This window comes from Pseudoalteromonas amylolytica, from assembly GCF_001854605.1.
Lineage (GTDB): Bacteria > Pseudomonadota > Gammaproteobacteria > Enterobacterales > Alteromonadaceae > Pseudoalteromonas > Pseudoalteromonas amylolytica.
On record NZ_MKJU01000022.1, the window covers coordinates 1 to 19,352 of the forward strand.

General features: G+C 43.9%; 21 protein-coding genes and 1 tRNA gene. 14 read left to right on the forward strand and 8 right to left on the reverse strand.

Going from position 1 to position 19,352, the window contains the following annotated elements:
• Window positions 1–23 precede the first annotated feature (23 nt).
• Window positions 24–977, reverse strand: coding sequence for a tyrosine-type recombinase/integrase (locus BET10_RS04350; RefSeq protein ID WP_070983698.1), 954 nt, complete (start codon window positions 975–977; stop codon window positions 24–26).
• A 116-nt stretch (window positions 978–1,093) separates the two neighbouring features.
• A complete protein-coding gene (locus tag BET10_RS04355; RefSeq protein ID WP_070983700.1) occupies window positions 1,094–1,984 on the reverse strand; it encodes a LysR family transcriptional regulator in 891 nt (296 codons plus the stop codon).
• Window positions 1,985–2,107: 123 nt separating this feature from the next.
• Here BET10_RS04355 and BET10_RS04360 point away from each other — a divergent pair, with 123 nt between their 5' ends.
• The 9 genes from BET10_RS04360 to BET10_RS04400 all read left to right on the forward strand — a co-directional run bounded on the left by BET10_RS04360 (window position 2,108) and on the right by BET10_RS04400 (window position 10,118).
• Window positions 2,108–2,743 carry an NAD(P)-dependent oxidoreductase gene (locus BET10_RS04360; protein WP_070983702.1) on the forward strand — a complete coding sequence of 212 codons (636 nt, stop codon included), beginning with the start codon at window positions 2,108–2,110 and terminating at the stop codon, window positions 2,741–2,743.
• A gap of 120 nt (window positions 2,744–2,863) precedes the next feature.
• Window positions 2,864–4,297, forward strand: a complete 1,434-nt coding sequence (locus BET10_RS04365) for an NAD-dependent succinate-semialdehyde dehydrogenase (RefSeq protein WP_070983704.1) — start codon at window positions 2,864–2,866, stop codon at window positions 4,295–4,297.
• A 112-nt stretch (window positions 4,298–4,409) separates the two neighbouring features.
• Window positions 4,410–5,261 (forward strand): NTP transferase domain-containing protein, encoded by an 852-nt coding sequence (locus BET10_RS04370; RefSeq protein WP_070983706.1) that lies wholly within the window; start codon window positions 4,410–4,412, stop codon window positions 5,259–5,261.
• 52 nt (window positions 5,262–5,313) lie between these two features.
• Window positions 5,314–6,387 (forward strand): phosphotransferase enzyme family protein, encoded by a 1,074-nt coding sequence (locus BET10_RS04375; protein ID WP_070984043.1) that lies wholly within the window; start codon window positions 5,314–5,316, stop codon window positions 6,385–6,387.
• A 136-nt stretch (window positions 6,388–6,523) separates the two neighbouring features.
• On the forward strand, window positions 6,524–7,906 hold the full coding sequence (locus BET10_RS04380; RefSeq protein WP_070983709.1) for a Gfo/Idh/MocA family oxidoreductase: 1,383 nt from the start codon (window positions 6,524–6,526) through the stop codon (window positions 7,904–7,906).
• Between the two features lie 11 nt (window positions 7,907–7,917).
• Complete coding sequence (locus tag BET10_RS04385) at window positions 7,918–8,412, forward strand: hypothetical protein (protein ID WP_083330438.1); 495 nt, start codon at window positions 7,918–7,920, stop codon at window positions 8,410–8,412.
• 37 nt (window positions 8,413–8,449) lie between these two features.
• Window positions 8,450–8,698, forward strand: a complete 249-nt coding sequence (locus tag BET10_RS04390) for a hypothetical protein (RefSeq protein WP_070983713.1) — start codon at window positions 8,450–8,452, stop codon at window positions 8,696–8,698.
• A 24-nt stretch (window positions 8,699–8,722) separates the two neighbouring features.
• The gene (gene pnuC, locus BET10_RS04395; protein ID WP_240503643.1) at window positions 8,723–9,325 is read left to right on the forward strand and encodes a nicotinamide riboside transporter PnuC; all 603 of its coding nucleotides are present in this window, start codon (window positions 8,723–8,725) and stop codon (window positions 9,323–9,325) included.
• The gene (locus BET10_RS04400; RefSeq protein ID WP_083330439.1) at window positions 9,279–10,118 is read left to right on the forward strand and encodes a phosphotransferase; all 840 of its coding nucleotides are present in this window, start codon (window positions 9,279–9,281) and stop codon (window positions 10,116–10,118) included. Before pnuC ends, BET10_RS04400 begins: the two co-directional genes overlap by 47 nt.
• On the opposite strand, the gene BET10_RS04405 is transcribed toward BET10_RS04400, so the two are convergent.
• The gene (locus BET10_RS04405; RefSeq protein WP_070983720.1) at window positions 10,115–10,297 is read right to left on the reverse strand and encodes a helix-turn-helix domain-containing protein; all 183 of its coding nucleotides are present in this window, start codon (window positions 10,295–10,297) and stop codon (window positions 10,115–10,117) included. The two genes, BET10_RS04400 and BET10_RS04405, sit on opposite strands and share 4 nt — an antisense overlap.
• A 251-nt stretch (window positions 10,298–10,548) precedes the next feature.
• On the opposite strand from BET10_RS04405, the gene BET10_RS04410 reads away from it, so the two are divergent.
• Window positions 10,549–10,623 (forward strand) — tRNA-Arg (locus BET10_RS04410).
• A 32-nt stretch (window positions 10,624–10,655) separates the two neighbouring features.
• Here the strand turns inward: BET10_RS04410 and BET10_RS04415 are convergent.
• The gene (locus BET10_RS04415; RefSeq protein ID WP_070983722.1) at window positions 10,656–11,627 is read right to left on the reverse strand and encodes a zinc transporter ZntB; all 972 of its coding nucleotides are present in this window, start codon (window positions 11,625–11,627) and stop codon (window positions 10,656–10,658) included.
• A 142-nt stretch (window positions 11,628–11,769) separates the two neighbouring features.
• Here BET10_RS04415 and BET10_RS04420 point away from each other — a divergent pair, with 142 nt between their 5' ends.
• The 3 genes from BET10_RS04420 to BET10_RS04430 are packed head-to-tail and all read left to right on the forward strand — an operon-like array spanning window position 11,770 to window position 14,157.
• Window positions 11,770–12,210: an ATP-dependent zinc protease family protein gene (locus tag BET10_RS04420; RefSeq protein ID WP_070983725.1), complete on the forward strand. Its 441-nt coding sequence runs from the start codon at window positions 11,770–11,772 to the stop codon at window positions 12,208–12,210.
• Window positions 12,207–13,112 carry a 30S ribosomal protein S6--L-glutamate ligase gene (gene rimK, locus BET10_RS04425; RefSeq protein ID WP_070983727.1) on the forward strand — a complete coding sequence of 302 codons (906 nt, stop codon included), beginning with the start codon at window positions 12,207–12,209 and terminating at the stop codon, window positions 13,110–13,112. Before BET10_RS04420 ends, rimK begins: the two co-directional genes overlap by 4 nt.
• A complete protein-coding gene (locus tag BET10_RS04430; RefSeq protein WP_070983730.1) occupies window positions 13,099–14,157 on the forward strand; it encodes a succinylglutamate desuccinylase/aspartoacylase family protein in 1,059 nt (352 codons plus the stop codon). Before rimK ends, BET10_RS04430 begins: the two co-directional genes overlap by 14 nt.
• 44 nt (window positions 14,158–14,201) lie before the next feature.
• On the opposite strand, the gene BET10_RS04435 is transcribed toward BET10_RS04430, so the two are convergent.
• From BET10_RS04435 to recQ, 4 genes are all read right to left on the reverse strand, one after another.
• Window positions 14,202–14,765 carry a mechanosensitive ion channel domain-containing protein gene (locus BET10_RS04435; RefSeq protein WP_170829112.1) on the reverse strand — a complete coding sequence of 188 codons (564 nt, stop codon included), beginning with the start codon at window positions 14,763–14,765 and terminating at the stop codon, window positions 14,202–14,204.
• A 52-nt stretch (window positions 14,766–14,817) separates the two neighbouring features.
• A complete protein-coding gene (locus tag BET10_RS04440) occupies window positions 14,818–16,467 on the reverse strand; it encodes a POTRA domain-containing protein (RefSeq protein ID WP_070984045.1) in 1,650 nt (549 codons plus the stop codon).
• Window positions 16,468–16,593: 126 nt separating this feature from the next.
• Window positions 16,594–16,890, reverse strand: a complete 297-nt coding sequence (locus BET10_RS04445) for a DUF3630 family protein (protein WP_070983732.1) — start codon at window positions 16,888–16,890, stop codon at window positions 16,594–16,596.
• An 18-nt stretch (window positions 16,891–16,908) separates the two neighbouring features.
• The gene (gene recQ, locus BET10_RS04450; protein ID WP_070983735.1) at window positions 16,909–18,726 is read right to left on the reverse strand and encodes a DNA helicase RecQ; all 1,818 of its coding nucleotides are present in this window, start codon (window positions 18,724–18,726) and stop codon (window positions 16,909–16,911) included.
• 109 nt (window positions 18,727–18,835) lie between these two features.
• Here recQ and BET10_RS04455 point away from each other — a divergent pair, with 109 nt between their 5' ends.
• Window positions 18,836–19,291, forward strand: coding sequence for a thioesterase family protein (locus BET10_RS04455; protein WP_070983737.1), 456 nt, complete (start codon window positions 18,836–18,838; stop codon window positions 19,289–19,291).
• Window positions 19,292–19,352: the final 61 nt, after the last annotated feature.

The window sequence follows — 19,352 nt, forward strand, 5'->3', positions numbered from 1 at the left end:
ATAATTCCTAGTTATCCTTACTTTTAGAATATGCCTCCTCGGGTATTGGCTTTGGTGATTTGTTTTTGTAGCGCATTGTCGTTGACATGAGTGTACAGTTGCGTGGTCAAGATACTTTGATGGCCGAGCAAGCGCTGTACAAATCGAATGTCTACGCCTGATTCAAGTAGTTGGCACGCGGCTGAGTGTCGATACATATGTGGCGTAACTTTTTCGAGCTTGGCTGCATGTGATGTTTCTCTGATGAGTTTACGAATAAAGTGAGCGGAGGCCGGTTTTCCACGGCTGTTGGTGAGTAATAATGAGTGCCCAGCGGTGGTGATGTTTCTTAATGGCAAATAGGCCCTAATGAGTTCTACAACTTCACTACTAGGAATAAAAACATAGCGCTCCCTTTGGCCTTTACCAAATATTTTGATTTTCTTTTCGCTTAGATGAATGTGCTTTATGTCGATGTTGATCAGTTCACTCACTCTCACTCCTGTAGCAAACAACAGTTCTATCGCTAAAAGCGTGGTAAGTTGATTGAGTTGCTTGGGTGTTTTGATCAAAGCGCTTAGCGTAGTGATGTTATAGCTGTCATGCTTGCAAATATTAAGGTTCGTACGCGCGGCTCTGAGCATTTTTCTTAGGCTACTTTTTGGGATATTACGAGGTAGTTGAGTGGGTACCTTGATACTAATGTCTGCCTTATGAAATGGATTCGTTTGTATAAACTCTTCTCTTTCAAGCCATCTAAACATGGCTTTTAGGCAGGCGAGGCGCCTTTTTATTGTACGCACACTGAGGTTTGTTTGCTGCAATCTGTGTAGGTAGTTTTGTAGTTGCTTTTTATCAAATTCACTAATTTCTTGTTCGCGAACCAATGATTGAAAGGTTGTCAGGTCTTGGCGATATGCCTTTAGGGTAAGTGTTGAAAGTTGTTTATTGGTCTTACAGTAGGCTAGAAATTGTTCGCATGTTTCGCTGATTTGCATTGATACTACTCTATATAAATTCAATGAAATTAATATGATAGTGTAGTTGTTGCGAAAATAGAAATATTACCTACTAAGATGCACCAATCATTTATCTGTCAGTCCAAGCGCACCACTTAAGGTGCTTTAATATCCGTCTGCCACTGTGCGGCTAGGTGATCGATAAAGGCGCGTACAGCGGGTCTTTGATAGCTTCTGGACAAATACACTGCCCACAGTGACATGGTCGGTAATATGGTGCCCCGAAGCAGTCGCACCAGTTTGCCAGATTGGATGTGTGGATTGGCTAAATCGCAGGGGAGATAGGCAACTCCTAGGCCGTCGATACAGGCGTTGATCAAAACCGACACATCATTGGCTTTGATATTTCCATTTACTTCAATGGTGCGTAATTGCTCTTGCTCTATAAAAGTCCAGCTGCGTTGCGGCACATGCACAAGACAGTTGTGATGTTTGAGTTGACCAAGAGCGTCTATCTGCCCATGTTTTTGTATGTACTCGGGTGAGCAACATAGCGCACTATCTATGCTCATCAGTTTGCGCGCGATAAGGGAGTCATCGGGTTGGTTTGTGTAGCGTAGGGCAACATCGATATGCTCTTCGACAAGTTGGGCATTACTATCTGACATCACTAACTGAACACGTACTTTAGGGTGTTGCAAAGTAAACGGCACGAGCGCTTCATAGAGTAAGTTCTGGCCAAGTCCAATAGGGCTTGCGATACGGATCTCACCGATCAGCTCTTCATTGTGACTATGAGCAATCCTTTCTAAATGAGCAACTTCATGCAGTACGCGTTCGGATTGAGATATGAGCTCTTCTCCAGGTGCTGTTAAGCTCACCTTACGTGTTGTGCGGTGCAATAAACGCACATTAAGCCAGTCTTCTAATTCTTTGATATGCCTTGTGACTTTAACCCGACTAATGCCCAACTGCTCCGCCGCTTGAGTATAGCTACCGGTACTGGCCACCTCGGCAAAGCTTCTGAGCGCTGTGATCTTATCCATAACACACTTTAATTGTTTCTATTTGTGAACTAATTATGTTCATATTTCTATATTTATTACAAATATTGTTTTGAACATAATTGCACCACTGGCTAAACAGACATATCGTAATTGGAGACAAACATGAAAATAGCAGTAATAGGTGCAACAGGCTGGATTGGTTCAACTATCGTGGGAGAGGCGTTAGCACAAGGCCATCAAGTAATCGCTATCAGCCGTGAGGTGGTACCGACGGATAACTCAAATGTGGTTGTGCGCCCATTAGACTTGTTAGCGACAATGGGACTTAAAGAAGCGGTCTTGGGAGCGGATATAGTGATAAGTGCTATAGGCGGTCGTGCCGCTGGTAATCATGAGATAGTTGTAAATACAGCACAGCGTTTACTAGATGAGCTACCACAACTGGGAATTGCACGACTGCTGTGGGTTGGGGGAGCTGGCAGCCTGATCACCTCAAGTGGTGAGTCATTATTATCATCACCTAACTTTCCACCAGAGCATAAAGATGAAGCCATAGCACAAGGGCAAGCGTTGGATGTGTTCAAAAATACCCGAAGCGAATTGGACTGGGTGTTTGTCAGTCCTGCTGCGCAGATATTTCTAGGTGAGCGCACGGGCACATATCGTGTTGGCGGCGATCAGTTATTATTGGATACACAAGGTAATAGCACTATTTCGGTACAGGACTATGCCAAAGCGCTGGTAGATGAGGCGCAAAACTCGGTGTATCACCGCCAGCGCATCGGTATTGCATACTAAAGTGATACCATGGCGATTCGGTTTGTTCTAATGCAGGTTTAAGATTAGTATTACATCATTGAGCAAATAACTATAAACCGTAGTGGAAGCTGCGGTTTTTGCGCTTTTATGAGGTGAAAGATGAGTTTATTAGAAGGGCTGGAACATTCACTAATAGCGGGTGAGTCTTATCACACAGAGCAACATTTTTCAGTTTTGAACCCTGCCACAGGTGAGCCGTTGGCGTATGTTAGTGAGGTTGATGAGCGAGGCACTGCGCTGGCACTACAAAGTGCAACAGGCACCTATGAAGTGCTAAAAGCGACCAGTGCTAAGCAACGTAGTGAAGTGTTATGGCGCTGGTACGAGCTGGTAATGGAAAACAAACCGCTACTTGCTCGCTTACTAACACAAGAGCAAGGCAAACCACTCAAAGAAGCGATGGGAGAGGTTGATTATGCTGCTGGGTATATTCAGTGGTATGCGGAACAAGCAAAGCGCAGCTATGGTGAGATTATTCCGGCCAATGATGCGCAACATCATTTAAGCGCTATAAAACAAGGGGTTGGCGTAGTCCTTGGGATCACGCCATGGAATTTTCCACTGGCAATGATCACACGTAAAGTCGCCCCTGCTTATGCCGCAGGTTGTAGCTTTATCCTTAAACCTTCGGAGCAAACCCCATTATCCGCATTGGCACTGGCTCAACTTGCTTTGCAAGCTGGAATGGAAAAGGGCGCTTTCCAAGTATTGTTAACATCCGATTCTGCGGGGCTCATTAAACCGCTTTGTCAGACAAGCCGCATTCGTAAGCTCACCTTTACTGGCTCAACACAAGTTGGCCGTATTTTGCTTGAGCAATGTGCAAGTACGATAAAGCGCACCTCGATGGAGCTTGGCGGCAATGCGCCTTTCATCATTTTTGAATCCGCAAATTTAGATGAGGCAGTGGCTGGGCTGATGGCTGCAAAGTTTCGCAATGCAGGTCAAACGTGTATCGCTGCAAACCGTATTTTATTACAACAAGGTATTGAAGAGCATTTTCTTGAACGTTTGATTAAAGCAGTAGATAAGCTCATTGTGGGTGATGGCTTAGAAGAAGGGGTTGATATTGGTCCGCTTATCACGCTTGAGGCCAAGGAAAAAGCACAAAAGCTTATTGATGATGCCATTAAAAAAGGTGCAGAGGTTATTTATCAAGGTAAGCAGCAATCAGGCCTATTTATGGCGCCTGTGATATTGACGGGGGTTACCACAAACATGGATATTGCAAATCAAGAAATATTCGCCCCCGTGGTGAGCATTATGTCATTCTCAGGTGAATCTGATGCCGTTAAATTGGCCAATAGTGTAGAAGAAGGATTAGCAGCTTATTTTTACTCTCAGGATGTGTCACAAATACATAGGGTATCTTTATCCTTGGATTATGGCATGGTGGGTATTAATGAGGGCATAATTTCAAACCCTGTGGCACCATTTGGTGGTGTAAAGCAGTCTGGCTTAGGCAAAGAGGGCGGTCATCAAGGTTTGGATGAATACTTAACGGTTAAATACCTTTGCCAAAAGTTTGATTAGCGCATTTTTCGCAATGACTTTTCATTAATCACAAAGAGCGATAAACTTTCGCGCTGGATTATTTTTTTCTTTCAAGCAAGGAGCAAAACCATTGCAACACGTCAATACACCTATGTTGGTGGTTTTAGCAGCTGGGCTTGGTAGCCGTTTTGGTGGTGGCAAACAAATTGCGCTGTTACCGAAAGTAAATCGCACTATTATGGAGCTGAGTATTGAAGATGCTTATCATGCTGGTGTGCGTGAGGTTATTCTAGTTATTAATGCGCAGGTAGAAGCAGCAATACAGCGGGACATTTTGCCGCGTTTACCTTCGCAAATGAAAGTTACCTTGGTTGAACAAAGCATTAGGCAAGTACCAGAGCAGTTTGCAAGTTATGCTGCGCAACGACAAAAACCATGGGGAACGGGCCATGCTTTACTATGCGCCAAGGCATATATAACTAAACCCGCAATAGTGATCACTGCCGATGATTATTATGGTCCGACCGCGTATCAACAAATGGTAGAACACTTTCACAGGCGGCCTGAAGATATGGCAATGGTGGCTTACCCGTTATTGAACACCTTGTCTCAACTGGGTGGTGTTAACAGAGGTATATGCCAGTTAAATGATGATAAATTAATCAGTGTTAAGGAATATACAGATATCTATCATACCGCAAACGGGGTTGTCGGGTGTTATGAAGGCCGACAGCAACTTCTGCCTGACTCTGCGCTGGCATCAATGACATTCTGGGGAATAACGCCTAAGTTGATAGAAAGCCTAGAGCAGGGCTTTGTTGAGTTCTTAATGAGTTATGACAACGGTGTCAAAAAAGAGTATTATTTACCAAATTGTATTGAACAATGCATCGTATCAAGGAACCTGGATTTGATTGTGTATTCAGCCGAAGATCATTGGTATGGCGTTACGTTTAAAGAAGAATTAGCAGCGGTGGCAGGAAAAATACATGAACAACGCTAATAATGAAAGAGAAGTGCTCTTCGGTTGTATGCCATTATTCAATGAGGTTAGTATGGAAAATCGTGCAGTAGCGGCACACCTATCACAGCAGTTTGGACTTCAGGGTGAGCAGCCTGTCATGAATCCAATTGGCAATGGACACATTAATACCACAATGTTACTCAAAGATACAAAACAAGCTGTGGTCGTCCAAAAGCTCAATACCGATGTGTTTCCCAATCCAGAGCAACTGGTAGAGAATGCGCGTGCCATTGAGCAACATTTATCTGATAAAGTGGTACAAGGTGAATATGGCTTACATATTATTAAGCACTTGCCCACTGTCGAAAATGAATATCTAGTTAACCACAATGGCGGCGTGTGGCGGGCATTGGAGTTTATTGGCGGTAGTTATAGTGAAGATGTGGTTGACTCCACAAGTAAGGCGCAAACGGCGGCTAACGCATTTGGTCAATTTGCCAAGGCGCTTGAAGATTTTGAAGCCCAGCAGTTACATCATGTGATCCCTGACTTTCACAATCTTGCCAAACGTATTGAAACCTTTAAAAAGACACTCCAACAGGACCGCCACAATCGTGCGCAACTATGTATTGATGATATCGCTTTTTGTCAGTCTCAATTTAGCTTAGCTGATGAATTGCAAGTATTGCTTAAATCCATCCCATTGCGCCCTTGCCACAACGATACAAAAATCAATAACATGCTATTTTGCACTAAAACTAATCAAGGAAAGGCTGTGATCGATATGGACACATGTATGCCTGGCTATTGGTTATTTGATTTTGGAGATATGGTGCGCACGTTCTGCTCACCAGAGGCGGAGGATTCTCTTAATCTGGAAAATGTTGTGGTTCGCGAAGAAATATTCTCAGCGATTGTAAAAGGTTATGTGGAGCCGTTGGCAGATACCTTGACCGAGCAAGAAAAAAACAGCTTTTTACTGGGGGCTAAAGTGATGCCCTTTATGATTGGCCTACGCTTTTTAACTGACTATCTAGACGGAGATAATTACTTTGCAGTGCATAGAGAGCAGCACAACCTTCAGCGCTCTCGTAATCAGTTTAAGCTATATCAAGATGTGTTGGCTAAGGAGAAAATACTGAAAGATATTTTGGCTCAATACTGACATGAAAAGGCGCTACGGCGCTTTTTTAGTATCACGTGAATTATCTTAAGCCGTGGGGAGTTAGTCGCATTCTTTTTTGCATTGCTGCCCGTATGCGGTAGCGTGCAGATGAAGTATCTTTTAAGGAACAATAATAATGACAAAAATGAATCGTAGAGACTTTCTCAAAGCGGCAGGCAGCGCAGTGGGGGCAACAGCCATTGCTGGAACCGCTCTGACTGGGTGCGCACAAAATTTAAAAGGGAGCGTACCACCTCGTGCAGGGCAATCCGTGATGGGATTGGTTACAAAAAAGCTAGACATCGTGAGAGTTGGCTTTATTGGCGTTGGTCAACGCGGTTATGGTCATGTCAAACGTATGAGTCAAATTGAGGGGACGCAAATAGTGGCTATTTGTGATACTCATCAAGAGGTCCTAGACCGGTCGATTAATTTCCTGAGTGAACAAGGCCAGCAAAGACCAGCAACTTACACGGGCGCAGAGCTGGCCTATCAAGACTTGTTAGCGCGCGATGATATTGACATTGTCATTATCTCTACACCTTGGAAATGGCATGCACCGATGGCTATAGATACCATGAACAGTGGTAAGCATGCCTTTGTTGAGGTGCCTTTAGCGCTTAGCGTTGAAGAAATGTGGGACGTGGTAAACACCGCAGAGCGTACCCAACGTCATTGCATGATGATGGAAAATGTAAACTATGGTCGTGATGAACTAATGGTATTGAACATGGTTCGTCAGGGCCTGTTTGGTGAGTTGCTCCATGGTGAGGCAGCGTATATTCATGAACTACGCTGGCAAATGAAGGAAGTGGAACATAAAACAGGGTCTTGGCGCACGGATTGGCACAGCAAACGTAACGGCAACTTATATCCGACCCATGGCTTAGGTCCTGTGTCTCAATACATGAATATTAATCGGGGCGATCGATTTGATTATTTAACGTCGATGAGTTCTCCCGCTTTGGGCCGTGCCGCATACGCTCAGCGAGAGTTTTCGCCTGAACATATACGTAATCAGGCAAAGTATATCTCAGGGGATATGAACACGACTTTGATAAAGACGGTGAAAGGCCGCAGTATTATGGTTCAGCATGATACAACCACACCACGACCATATTCACGCCATAATCTTATTCAAGGTACTAATGGGGTATTTGCAGGGTTCCCTAATCGCATTGCATTGGAGCATGGCAGTGAGACCAGCTTCCATGAGTGGGATTATGAGATGAGCAGTTGGTACGCTAAGTACGATCATCCACTTTGGTTACGCATGGGCGAAGAGGCAAAACGTAATGGCGGACACGGTGGAATGGATTTTCTGATGTTCTGGCGTATGATTTATTGTCTACGCAATGGCGAACCTTTGGATCAAGATGTTTATGACGGTGCAGCGTGGTCGGTGATTTCTCCTTTATCGGCATTATCGGTGTCTAATCGCAGTGCATCTATTGATATTCCTGATTTTACTCGTGGAGCTTGGCAACAGGGTAAACCGCTAGGCATCGTAGGCGTTTAAGAGATTAAGTGATGAAACTACCAGTTCTTTTTATAGTTAGCACCCTGTTGCTCAGTGCATGTGTAACGCAAAAAGCTGATCTATCGCTTGAGCAAACCGTTAATCGGTATCTCGAAGTGTATCAACAGCGTACAGACTTCGATACGTTTTTATCATTTTATGATGAACGCGCGCAGCTCGAGGATATGGTATATGGTCACTACGCAGCGAACCGAGCTGAGATAGAGCAGTTTTATGCTTGGCCGACAAGTCAGGTTACGGTACTTGATAACAAACCCTTATTTAGTATCGAGCAGCAGATTATCGACGTGCAGCAACGAGTAGCAATCGTATCAGGTGAGTTTCATCGTTTTGATTATGGTGGTGATAAACTTGGGCCTTGGCGCTTTTTAATAAAACTGCAATTTAATGAACATGGCCTGATAACATATCAGCAAGACTGGATAAACTATACCCCTAAAGCCATGGTAAGCGATGGAAAAAACCTCAATCTACGAATAGATTAGGTATTGGTTTTTTAGTTTTACAAACGTTGGAATTGTAATGAAACTATCAGTTGAAATCAGTAAATATCCACTACATGAAGATTATGTACCATTTATTAAAGACTTCATTGAGCGCCTTAAAGCACATCAAGAGCTTAAAGTGATTAGTAATAGTATGTCTACACAAGTATTTGGTGACTATGATGTCGTTATGGGTCAGCTGCAAAAGAATATGAAACGCTCCTTTGAGGAGTATGGAAAAGTAGTGTTTGTATGCAAATTTATCAGCGGTGATTTGTCAGCCTGATGTTAGAGAGTTAGAGGAGGCATATTGAGTACATTCGTGACACTACCATATTGGGAGTATACGGCCGTATTGTTTGCGCTTCTTTATCTCGTTTTAGCGATTAAGGAGCACAATGGCTGCTGGGCATTCGGCTTTTTTAGTACATTTATGTATGCCGTGATGTATTGGCAAGGAGCCCTCTTTGTTGAGTCTTTACTGCATGGCTATTACATGTTGATGTCGTTCGTTGGCTGGTGGATGTGGCGACAGGGTTTTAATAACAACAAGTTACCCATTTGCTCGTGGCCCCTTAAATTGCATATGCTGCTTGTGTTTGTGGCCGCCTCCCTTGCTATTATGGTGGCATTATTAGCCAAGGTGGCGGGCTATTATATACAGGTCGCTTACATAGACTTTTTAACCGTTTTTTTCTCAATATTGGCAACCTATCTGCTGGTAAATAAAGTGCTTGAAAACTGGTTGTATTGGATAGTGATTAATACAGCGACGATGTATTTGCTTTTGGTGAAAGGTTATTATGCAACGCTGTTGCTAAGTGTTGTTTATACGCTGATGGCTTGTTGGGGTTACAAGTGTTGGTATGAAAGCTATGAGTATCGTCAGGGCAAGTCACTTGGAAAGCTATGAGATGAAAGAGCAAGCATTGATTGCCAAACTTACACAACTCAAACCTGAATTGAAGATTTATCAACTGAGACCACTCAACAAGGGCTTAAGCAATGAAAATTACTGGTTAGACTCTTCACTTGGTCCATTATTGCTCAAACTATATCGTAGTCACTTTCCACTGAGTGCGCTTAAAGCTCAGCAACGCCTTGCAATAGAAACAACCGTCACCCAGCCGGTCGTTATGTGGCACAAGGAAGAGAAGCTTGCTCTGTTTGCATTTGCACCAGAGATCAAACAGTCGCTCGACTTAAACGCGATTCTGTCATCTCTGTTTGAAATCCATGAATTTCAAGCCAAAGAAGACAGTGAAATTTTGGATATAGGAAAATTATTACAAGAGATAGACACGACACGTTATTCATTTGCTGAGTGTAGATTACATTGGGCGGTGGAGAAAATAGCATCCTTACCTAGGGATATGGCATTTTGTCACAATGACTTAGTTACTGATAATATTATTGCAAGTAGCCAGGGTATCAAGTTCATTGATTTCGAATATGCAGGCTATAACGATGTGTTTTTTGATTTGGCTGCGCTTTGCTGTAGTTTTAATTTAACAGTAGTACAGCAAAGTGAAATGCTGGACATGTACTTTTCATACAAGCATATGTCGACGCCTGAATATGCAACTGATAAGTTGCGGGCGTACCAGATTGGCTATTTACTGTTAAGCATACAGTGGTATGAAAGTCGCGATTACGTTGAGTTAGCAGCGCCTTTGCGACTTCAACTACAGGGGTTAGCGGTTTAAATACCGCCCAAGCGTTGTGCAAGTTCTTTATACTTTTCAACATCCGCGCGGTCAAAAATGGGCTGTCCCTGAGGGTCTTGCTCCTTCGCAACGAGTAGATTTTCTCTTGCCAAGCGTCTAACACGTTCAACTTTTACGCCAAGGAATTCTGCGACTTGCTCAGTGGTCATAGGGGTCATAAATATCGTCCTCTTGATGTACAAATACGTAATGACGCTTTGTTGTTAAAATGTGTGGTCATTACTTTGTTTTACGTTATTACAGTGCCTAGCTTAGGCAACCGTACCAATAAGCATAGTTAAATATCGTGTTTTTTGTGTCTTGTATAGTATTTTTTTGAATTTCAGGTGGTTTATTAACCATATAGCGCACAAATGCTAGTATTTATTTTTCGATGCCATTATCATAACGCCTCAGGTCATACTGATGTGCTCTCGTGGTGAAATGGATATCACGTAGCTCTCCGGAAGCTGAGTTGCAGGTTCGATCCCTGCCGAGAGCGCCAGTTACCTTATCCTCAACACTCACTTTTGTATGTTATAGCCAATGCTTGGCTCTGAAATAATAGCCAATTCCGCCCGTTAATAAGCACAAAGAGATGACAAACAGCGCAAAGGCATAAGGTGACTCTGTGCCTGGAATTCCACCAATATTGACTCCCAGTAAGCCCGTCAAAAATCCCAATGGTAGAAACAAAGCTGCGACGACTGACATAACATACATACGCTGGTTTAACTGTTCGCTCAGTTGGTTTGATAGGCTATGCTGTATGACCTGTGCTCGCTCTATTGCCGACTCCAATTCTTCAACATAACGACTCAATGCGTTATTTGCTTCATCCAATTTATGTATCGCGCTATCGTTAAGCCATGATGGCTGGCAATCAACAAGCTCTGATATGGCAACCTTTTGCGGCTTTAAGTAACGTTTTAAAGCGATGGTTTGACGGCGGGTGGTAGAGAGTACACCAGCATCAATTTGCCCATCATGATTATCTAGACAATCTTCAAAGGCATCGAGTTGTTCGTCAATTTGATAGATCACATCCTGCATTCTTGAGGTCAGGCGCTGAACCAAGCAGCTCAGTAGATCAGCAATATCACAGGGGCCCTTTTTATGCTTTAGTGACTGCAACACGTCTTGTGCAGACATCAATTGGCGTTTGCGTAGGGTAATCAACAGGTTCTCATTCACAAAGCAACGGATTGAGACCATATCTTCAGGGCTTTGTTGAGGATTTAAATTCACACCCCGTAAAAACAGTAGCAGGCCATGTTCCGCTTGGGTGACCCGTGGTCTCGTTTCATCTGTTGTGAGTGCTTGCCATTCCCACTCTTGCAAATAAGACTGAGCTTGAAGCCAAGTTATTGTGTCGTTAGCACTATAATCAAAATGCAACCAAATGAGCTTATTTTGCGCTTGTAGCTGGGTTACGTTTTGTAAATCATTTAGCTCAAGGGCGCCACCTAAGCCATCTAGTTGTACCGCATGTACTAAACCTGAATTCATTGTATTACTCCTTTGCGACAGCTTTATCATGGTTGTATAAAATTATTGATACTTCAATGTAATTTTCTAATTGTTTGGATAAATAATACTCGCTGTTATATGCTGAAAATTGCTGTATAAGACAGTTTTTTAAGGAGCGAGTATGTCTGACAAGATTAATGTTGGTTGGCGTGAGTGGTTATCGTTGCCAGAGCTTGGAATTGCTCGCATTAAGGCAAAAGTAGATACCGGTGCACGTACTTCTTGTTTACATGCATTTAGGGTTGAACCATTTGATAACCAAGGGCAGCCTTGGGTCAGGTTTTGGCTTCATCCAGAACAAGATCGCACAGATGTGGAACTCTATTGCGAGGCGGCAATTAAAGACGAGCGGCAGGTTACAGATTCTGGTGGTCATAGAGAAATGCGCTACGTTATAGAGAGTAACGTCGTCATCGCTGGGCAAACTTGGCCGATAGAGATTACCTTGACGAACCGCGACAACATGAAATTTAGAATGTTATTAGGACGTACAGCAATGGCTGGTCGAATAGTCGTTGATCCAAACGCTTCATATTTAACCAAAGAAACGGAACAACAATGAAAATAGCGATTTTATCCCGCAACAAGCAACTTTACTCGACTCGTCGCTTAATCGAAGCAGCGAAGCAACGAGGTCATGAAATTATTGTATTGGATGCGTTGCGCTGTTACATGAACATTAATTCTCAAGAACCTGAAATTCACTTTAAGGGCGAGCGCATCACCGAAGTAGAAGCCGTGATCCCTCGTATTGGTGCCTCGGTTACATTTTATGGTTGCTCGGTATTGCGTCAGTTTGAAATGATGGGCGTTTATCCGCTGAACGAATCTGTCGCAATTACGCGCTCACGAGATAAACTGAGATCATTACAATTGCTGTCACGAAAAGGTGTTGGTATGCCAATTACTGGGTTTGCCAGTAAGCCCGATGACGTAAAAGACCTACTTGAGATGGTCGGTGGTACACCTGTCGTGATCAAGTTGCTAGAGGGCACCCAAGGGATTGGCGTGGTATTGGCAGAAACCCGTAAAGCCGCTGAAAGCGTGATTGAAGCGTTTATGGGCCTCAAAGCCAACATCATGGTGCAAGAGTACATCAAAGAAGCAGGCGGTGCTGATATCCGCTGTTTTGTTATCGGCGATAAAGTGATTGCAGCAATGAAGCGCCAAGCACAAGAAGGTGAGTTTCGCTCTAACCTTCATCGTGGTGGCAGCGCCAGCCTTGTACGTATTTCTCCAGAAGAGCGCAAAACGGCGGTAGCTGCGGCTAAAGCGATGGGTTTGAACGTGGCTGGGGTAGATTTACTGCGCTCCAGCCGTGGTCCTTTGGTGATGGAAGTAAACTCATCACCAGGATTAGAGGGTATCGAAAAAGCAACGGGCAAAGACATTGCCGGTATGATCATTGATTTTATCGAAAAAAACGCTGCATCTAAGAGGACTGCAACACGTGGCAAAGGCTAGAATAAACAGGCCATTCACCCTACTAGATACCTGTATCGGTGTAGGTGAAAGAAAAACATTATCGTTGGAAGTTGCTAAGCTATACACGCACACGCCGTTGACCATCCCAATAGAGGTGGTTAACGGGCTTGAGAAAGGACCAGTTGTCTTAGTGTGTGCTGCAATTCACGGAGATGAACTCAATGGTGTTGAAGTGGTTCGTCAATTACTTGGTAAGATAGACGTTCGAGAACTTAAAGGCACCATTATCGCAGTGCCAGTGGTTAACGTATTTGGGTTTGTACAAAAGTCACGTTATCTGCCAGATAGACGCGATTTGAATCGTTGTTTTCCAGGTTCAGAGCGGGGCTCGCTTGGCGCGAGAATGGCGCACATGTTTTTCTCTCAAGTGGCCAGTTTATGTACGCATATTATTGATCTCCATACGGGGGCTATACATAGGTCAAACTTGCCTCAAGTGCGTGCTGACCTATCATGTCCTGAGACGGCTGAAATTGCCCATGCGTTTGGTACGCCTGTGGTGATTGACGCCACGTTGCGAAATGGTTCATTGCGTAGTGAAGCCAGTAGCCGAGGTATTCCAGTCGTCACTTATGAAGCCGGGGAAGCGCTAAGATTTGACCCCTTGGCCATAGCGGGCGGTTTACAAGGCGTTGAAAATGTCTTGAAAAAGCTAAAAATGCTAAAAGGAAGAAGGCGCAAAAAAGGGCCAGAACCTGTCATTGCAGCGTCAACCAGCTGGATCCGTGCAGAGGTAGATGGCATTGTTCGTGCCCAAGTCAATTTAGGCGCACGGGTCACCAAAGGGCAGGTGTTAGCTTATATCGATAACCCGTTAGGCAGTAACGAGCTGGCACTCAAGGCGCCACGCAGTGGTATTGTTATCGGCCAGCAAACGCTACCTTTGGTAAATGAAGGGGATGCAGTGTTTCATCTAGCCTATTTTGCACATGCAAACTCGCTGGTGGAGCAGCAGGTTGAGTCATTTATTGATGAACTTAGCGAAACCAATGAAACGAACGGTAGTGTAGAGTTAAATAACTAACTATCTACATAGCTTAGTAACCTGCATAAACACAGGTTACTCGTTTACTTTTTTGGGCCCAATACACGTTTTGGCGCGGGTACTTTGGGTTTGCTTGGCTCTTCACGAAGTACTAATACTGGACGGGTAACAAATAAGTTGTTTGGGTAGATTACACGGTGGCCATCAACGTTTTTCAGAACAACATTCATTAAGCCCATTTCAACGATACAGCCTTCAATGTGGTTTGCACCATCGACAATACGAACCCAGTTTCCGACACGACAATAGTTTTGTATAAACATCAGTAAAAATGAGGTCAAATTACTGAGCAAAGACCAGCCTGCAAACAGCGCTACACCTAGCATTGCGAACAACGAAGACCCAAGTACCAGTAAGCCTCTAAGCTCTATGCCCCAAAAAACAAGCAACAAACATATCAGCACGATGGCTGTGATTATTTTTAGCAATAGCTCCGCTCTGAGCTGACGATGCGTATCTATCTTGCCTTGAGTAACTCTATCAAGTACCCGTTGACTGTATTTAAAAATGATAGGAAAAAGTAGTAACACGAATGCCGTGACTACTAAGCGGTACTGTTCCGCTAATATAGTCGTTAAATAAGACAAGTCTCTATCCCATAACTGAAATTTGCATGGTTATAGCATAGTGATACAGTTCTTAAAAGCGATTCTTTACGGTGAATAACCATTGAATGTCGTCGATGTTTTCTGGCCCGTTGATTGGGGTCGCAACATCTAAATGCAGCACTAACCCCGCGTTGGCACGGCTAGGGGCAAGGCGCAGTCCCATCCCGATGTTTTTCAGGTAGTCAGGGTTACTGTCAACTAACGAATGGCCACGCACGCGACCTATATCGAAAAACACTGCTGCACCGACTTTGAACAGTTGCAGCAAGTCATACTCCCAATAGTAGCGTTTTTCTAAATTCACCAATACGCTTTTGCTGCCATGTTGATATTTAATTGGAAAGCCTCTCAAGCCTGTTTCGCCTCCCAAAGTCAGTTGCTTGTCTTGGGTAAGGTTTTTAGCAAATCGTAGTTGCACTTTGGCATACCAAGACTGGTATAAACTGGTATTGAGATAATATTCAAAATTGGCCTCAGTGACCATGTTACGTGCGGTATTTTGTTCGCTATTCCATTGTCCATCGACAGATAAAGCCATTCGCCACAGGCTTCTGTCCGATGTGAAGTGGGCTTTTTGTGCGGACAGTTGATAAACCAAGTGACTGGCCTCATTGCTCAACTGATCATCAGAATACCCAAGCATGGCGTTGATGTTCCAGCCCAGATTTAAATCCTCCGTGCGGTAGATGGAGTCAAAGTTTCTGACTTTGATGTAATTGTCCTCGAACCAGTGACCTTTGAGGTAGGGATAACTTACCGTTCTATTTTCAGCAATCGGCAAACGAGTATTTGAGGTGCTTTTAAATTCATCCTCTTGGTGATGAAAGCCGACACTTAGGCGTTGGGTCCAATCACGAGAAAGCGTGGTAGCAGCACCAAAATATATATCTGATATTTGGGTTAAATGTTCAAATTCAGACACCACTTCGCCAGCTTCGTACAAAGATTCAATACGCCGGTTTTCGTAATCAGACATACCATAGCTATAAGGCGTTTCTGTTGAAAAAAATGGGTAGTGCACACCGATGTAGTGGCGTTTTCCGTCGTCATTATCAGCATATTCAACACGGCCACGATAGCGGGTTGACAGTATGTTGGGGTCGTCATACACAAATAAGTAACCAGAGCGGTCTTTGTCACTGGTATGAGTCAGTGATAGGCGCTTACCCCAACCTAGTAAGTTAGTTTCTCTAAAGCCGATGCGTGATGAATTTTCGCCACCGCTACGGCTAAAGCTCAGTTCAGGCAGCAAGGTCCAAAGATCACGGGTAACGACACTCACATGAATGTTGCCATGGCAGTCTTCTTCGGCAAATACTCTGGCGTCGTACAAAAAGTTTTGGTTTCTGAGCAATCGCTCCGACTCAACAAGCCTTTTTTGCGAATACATATCGCCTTCTTGGAATAACAATATGCTACGCAATACTTCAGGTTTGGTGGTTATATGGGCGCGGTTAGCAAAGCGAAATAGTGCGTTATCTTCTTCTGGTAAACTGGTATCAAAAACATTGAGCTGATGAAAACTCACCGTTTCAATGCGCCTAGATTCACCTTCAGGAGGGAGGTTGGGTTCTTTATCCAGCTGGCGTTGTAAATTGCTGTTGAGTGGTTCTTCAGCTCTTTGATTCGCACAGCTTTGGGTTGCGTGTTCAAGGTTTTGAGCGACGCTTGGAGCGGACATTAGGGCGCTGAAAATGGCTAAAAAGTGATTGCATTTCAGTGCCTTCATTCGCAACTCCCAATCAATTATTTAACCATATGAATGCTTTACTATAAACAAACCTTAGTCTTTAAGTCTATTTCATAATTAAGAATTTGATAGAAATAATTGAGCGAGTTTTGGCAAAAAAGGTGCCGCATCTTGTCCTTCAGGGGCTATCCAAATACTCTCACTGTAATGTTCAAAGTTGAGGTTGAAGCTTTGCTGAGCGTAGCTAAATCGTAGTTGATGACGGTCAGCCCCTTGCGCAAACTCTATGATTTGGATGTGCTGTGGATGGTGCAAAAAAATACTGCTCCACAGTTCAAATTCATCTGCTTCGGGCAAGCATGTTGGTGTAATGATCAATATTTGGTATTCAGGGTCAAATTCGACTTGGCTCATGATTTTTCTCTTAGCTAATTAGCTGGCTGCCAGATAGTTGCGAATAAGTTGCATAAAAGGCGCGCCGTATTTGCTGAGCTTGGTAAAGCCAACTCCAGAGACTTTCAAAAACTCGCTGTCTGTGGTTGGCATAAGCTGCGCCATTTCTGCCAGCGTTTTGTCATTAAAGACCACATAGGGTGGTACGTCGTCTTCATCGGCCAGCTCTTTTCGTAAACTACGTAGCTTCGCAAAGAGCTTTTTATCGTAGTTAAATTGAGCCAGTTTGTCCTGATAAACGTGTTTAGCCTCAAGTCTTGGCTGTGCAAGTTGTAGCGTGTACTCGCCCTTTAAAACCGCTCTGGCGGCCTCAGTTAAACGCAGGCTAGCACCTTGTGTAATATCTTGTGCGAGTAATCCATGGTGAATAAGTTGGCGTAATACACTGAGCCAAAATTCATTGCTGTGTTGTTTACCAATACCGTAAGTGCTCAGTGTGTGATGTTGATTATCTCTGATACGGCTGGTATTTGCCCCTCGCAACAGGTCAACAATATACCCCAGACCAAATCGTTGTTCTGCCCTGTACACACACGAAAGCGCTTGCTGGGCTACTAAAGTGCCATCAAAGCGCTTCGGTGGGTTTAGACAAATATCACAGTTACCACACGGTTCACGCTGATATTCACTGAAATAGTTTAAAAGAATTTGTCTACGACAGGTTTGTGCTTCAGCAAAGCTGGCCATCGCGTTAAAACGTTGCTCTTCAACACGGCGTCTGTGCTCGTCTTCTATATCTTCAAAAAAGCGTTTCACGCGGCCAATGTCTGCAGGGTCAAAGTACATGATCGCTTCCGCTGCGAGGCCGTCTCTACCTGCGCGTCCTGTTTCTTGGTAATAGGCTTCGATACTTTTTGGAATGTCGTAGTGTAGAACGAAACGCACATTCGATTTGTTAATACCCATGCCAAATGCGACGGTGGCTACCACGATGTGAATATCGTCTCGAGCAAAGGCTGTTTGTACAAACTGGCGCTGTTCATTGCTCATCCCTGCGTGATAAGCCGCGGCATTAAAACCTGCATCTGCGAGCTTTTCAGCTATCTCATCAACTCTTTTTCTACTGGTACAGTAGATGATACCACTTTGGCCCTGCTGAGTTCTCAGATAGCGCATGAGCTGGGACAGCGGCTTGAACTTTTCTTCGATAGTGTAGCGAATATTCGGTCTATCAAAACTGCCGGTGTGGATATAGGGCTGGTTAAGCCCTAGCTGATGAACAATGTCTTTACGTGTTGCAATATCCGCAGTGGCGGTGAGTGCCATCATTGGAACGGTAGGGAACTGTTGTTTTAGTTCGCTTAGGCGGCAGTAATGTGGTCGAAAATCATGCCCCCAATGTGACACGCAGTGCGCTTCATCAATCGCAAACAAGCTAATATTGAGGTTTCTCAAGCGCTCTTTAAATTCGTATTGCAGTACTTTTTCTGGTGCGACATACAGCAGTTTTACATCGTTGTGATGTAGGCGTTGATAAATTTCTTGCTGCTGCTCGAAGGTGAGGCTGTTATTAATAAATTCAGCTTTGATCTCTAGCGCTTGAAGCTGAGCAACTTGATCTTGCATCAGTGAAATGAGTGGTGATATGACCACTGTCAGGCCCGGTAAGGTTAAAGCTGGAATTTGATAGCATAATGATTTACCACCACCGGTCGGTAGCAACACCAAAGCATCTTGTGCACCAAGAACAGCATTAATCACGGCGCTTTGGCCGTCACGAAACTCACTGTAGCCAAAGATTTCTTTGAGTACGGTGTGTATATCGGTTTGTTCTATAGTAAGGGCTTGGTTTTCCATCGCCGTGCATTCTAGATGTTTTTGTCACGCTTGTCTGTAACTTTTAGTGCTTGCAAAATGACCATTCTGGGCTTAAATTTACTGGTCAGATGAGTTTGAGGGGAAGTACATGGATAAGGCAGTGTTGCTAGATCAAGTTGGCAATATTTTTGTAGAAAAAATGCCGTTTAATCGCTTTTTAGGGATGAGTGTTCAAGCGCTCAGTGCAGAAAAAGCACAAGTTCAATTACCTTGGAAGGACGAATTTATTGGCAATCCAACACAAAAAATACTCCACGGAGGTGTGATCTCTGCACTTCTCGATAATGTAGGGGGCTTGCTCGCTGCTGCCTCAATTATTGATAAACTGCCAGAAGATGAGTTACATAGCGTTCCTAGTAAATTAGCGACATTGGGCACGATTGATATTCGCACTGACTTTATACGTCCTGGTAGAGGTGAATACTTTATTGCCAGCGCGACTTTGATACGCTCGGGCAATAAAGTATGTGTTTGTCGTATGGAGCTACACAATGAACAGGGAGTGCAGCTGGCCTTTGGCACAGGCACTTATTTAGTGGGATAGCAACTTACAATCTGCGCATAATAAATTTACGTCTATATGGCCAAATTAGTCATTAAACTTA